The sequence below is a fragment of the Occallatibacter sp. genome, assembly GCF_049582745.1.
GTDB lineage: Bacteria > Acidobacteriota > Terriglobia > Terriglobales > Acidobacteriaceae > Telmatobacter.
Window position 1 is genome coordinate 1 of record NZ_JBAUUO010000052.1, and the last position, 2,355, is coordinate 2,355.

At 57.8% G+C, this 2,355-nt stretch carries 4 protein-coding genes; 3 read left to right on the forward strand and 1 reads right to left on the reverse strand.

The annotated features are described in order from the left end of the window. Positions 1–114 precede the first annotated feature (114 nt). The 3 genes from WCA10_RS07220 to WCA10_RS07230 all read left to right on the forward strand — a co-directional run bounded on the left by WCA10_RS07220 (position 115) and on the right by WCA10_RS07230 (position 1,711). A complete protein-coding gene (locus WCA10_RS07220; RefSeq protein WP_472821833.1) occupies positions 115–528 on the forward strand; it encodes an OmpA family protein in 414 nt (137 codons plus the stop codon). 66 nt (positions 529–594) lie between these two features. Then, positions 595–816 (forward strand): DUF3185 domain-containing protein, encoded by a 222-nt coding sequence (locus WCA10_RS07225; RefSeq protein WP_472821834.1) that lies wholly within the window; start codon positions 595–597, stop codon positions 814–816. Between the two features lie 13 nt (positions 817–829). Continuing rightward, positions 830–1,711: a HEAT repeat domain-containing protein gene (locus tag WCA10_RS07230; protein ID WP_472821835.1), complete on the forward strand. Its 882-nt coding sequence runs from the start codon at positions 830–832 to the stop codon at positions 1,709–1,711. A gap of 2 nt (positions 1,712–1,713) precedes the next feature. Here WCA10_RS07230 and WCA10_RS07235 read toward each other — a convergent pair. Next, the coding region (locus WCA10_RS07235) for an acyl-CoA desaturase (protein ID WP_472821836.1) at positions 1,714–2,355 on the reverse strand (642 nt) is incomplete at its 5' end.

Below are 2,355 nucleotides of genomic sequence, written 5' to 3' on the forward strand. Positions count from 1 at the left end.
CGGTCCTGTTGAGACAGCGTCACGGTAATAGGAAGCGAAGCAGGCTCCGGGGTCTGTCCAAAAGCGATGCAGAGCGAAAAAAGTGGAGACGTTCAGTTATTGCGGCAATTCAGCGTGATTCTCGAAACTCGCGATACAGCCCGCGGCTTGATCGTTAATATGTCGGATGTCCTTTTTGACACGGCCAAGTACTCGTTGCGACCTGGAGCCCGTGAGAAGCTGGCCAGAGTAGCCGGCATTATCTCGGGGCACCCGGGTCTGAGACTGGAAGTGGAAGGTCATACCGATAGCGTGGGCGGCGATGATTACAACCAGCAGCTCTCCGAACATCGCGCCACGTCCGTACGCGACTACCTGACGCAGGCTGGAATTCCCGCGAGTTCCGTCACAGCTAAAGGATTCGGAAAAACCCAGCCCGTAGCCTCAAACGATACCACCACAGGACGGCAACAGAATCGCCGCGTGGAGTTGGTTGTCTCCGGCGAGATCATAGGCAACGAGATCGGGTCGCCAATCGCACTTAAGTAAACCTGAATTGGTTCAGGGCCGGCGCGGCACATCGGAGGCCGGCCCTAACTCGAAAGGTCGAGCAAGATGAAAACAAGCACGTTGTTCGCTATCATCCTCATTGCGGTTGGGGTAATAGCGCTTGCGTATCAAGGCTTCACTTATACGACCCGGGATAAAGTTGTTGATCTCGGTCCTGTCCACGTGACAACGGAGAGCACTAAGACAATTCCGTTGCCCCCGATTGTGGGAATAATTGCTGCGGTCAGCGGTTTTGTATTGCTGGTCGTCGGTAGAAAAAAGGCCTGAGCGAGCTGCCCTCATGCGAACCTTTCTCGTATCTCCACTTTTTTCGCTATGCATCGCTTTTGGACAGACCCCGGAGCCTGCTTCGCTTCCTATTACCGTGACGCTGTCTCAACAGGACCGCGCCCGAGGTTTCCTCGATGACTCGTTGAAAGACAAGAACCCGGACAACCGGAAGCACGCGGTACAGGCGCTGGGCCTGGTCAGCCCGGTAGAGCCCTACCTCTCGCAGCTGGAAGCGATGCTCGACGACAAAGATGTCGAGGTGCGGCTGGCTACGATCACAAGTCTGATGGATTTAAAAAACGAGCGCACGGTTTCTGCGTTACGCAAGGCACTGGACAGTGATGTGCCCGAGGTGAGTTTTGCCGCCGCCAAAGCGCTTTGGACGCTCAACGATCCGGTTGGACACGAGGCCCTCATTGCGGTTCTCAGCGGCGAGACCAAGACATCATCCGGATTCATCACCAGGCAGAAGCGAGACGCGCTCCGGATGTTGCATACCCCCAAGACGCTGTTCCTGTTTGCGGTGCGAGAGGGTGCGAACTTCGCTCCAGTCCCGGGTTTGGGAGCTGGTGTTTCGTCGTTGCAAGGAATCCTCTCCGATCAAAGCGTTTCAGGCCGGGCGGCTACGGCGCTCCTCCTAAGTGCCGACAAAGATCCGGAGGTATTGCCGGCGCTTGAGGATGCGCTCACTGATAAAGATTGGTCCGTGCGGGCGGCCGCGGTGCACGCCATCGCCCTCAGGAACGATCCCGCTTTGGAGAAGGATCTCCTACCCCTGTTCGAAGACAAGAAGGAAGCGGTGCGCGTCCGCGCCGCCGCGGGCTACCTGCGGCTCGAGTCCATCGAGTCCACGCGACCCAAACTTGCCCTCAGGCACCGACCGAAAAAGTGAGGCTACGCGGCTTCCCGTTCGGCCATCGCGGTGTTGAGTTTCGCTACCCGGACGGATTTCGCCAGGCCGAAAAACATCAGGATCTTGATCTGAATCCAAGACAAATCGAACTCATACCATGCCAGTCCATGCCGCGCTGATGTCGGGTGCGCGTGGTGGTTGTTGTGCCAGCCCTCGCCGGAGGTGATGAGAGCAATCAACCAGTTGTTGCGGGAATCATCGCGGGTGGCGAACCGGCGGCTGCCCCACATGTGTGTCGCCGAGTTAACCAGCCAAGTAGAGTGCAGACCCACGACCACACGGAGGCAGACGCCCCACAGCACGAACGGAACACCGCCGATGGCGAAGAGCAGGACGCCGAGCACGATCATGGGCACCCAATGATAGTTGTTGAGCCAGACGTAGAAACGATCTTTTGCCAGATCGGGCGCATACTTCGACATCATCGGGGTGTTGTTATGCTTGCTCTCCCCGACCAGAAGCCAGCCCATGTGAGACCACCAGCCGCCATCGCGCGGTGAGTGCGGATCGCCGGGCTGATCGGATTTCTGGTGGTGGATTCGATGTGTCGCAACCCAGAAAATCGGCCCGCCTTCGAGCGTCAGCGTGCCACAAACAGCAAAAAAGTACTCGAGCGCCAAAGG

Excerpts from the sequence above, each read along its gene's own strand:
- WCA10_RS07225 (WP_472821834.1), top strand. The coding sequence starts at position 595 with ATGAAAACAAGCACGTTGTTCGCTATCATCCTCATTGCGGTTGGGGTA.
- WCA10_RS07230 (WP_472821835.1), top strand. The coding sequence starts at position 830 with ATGCGAACCTTTCTCGTATCTCCACTTTTTTCGCTATGCATCGCTTTT.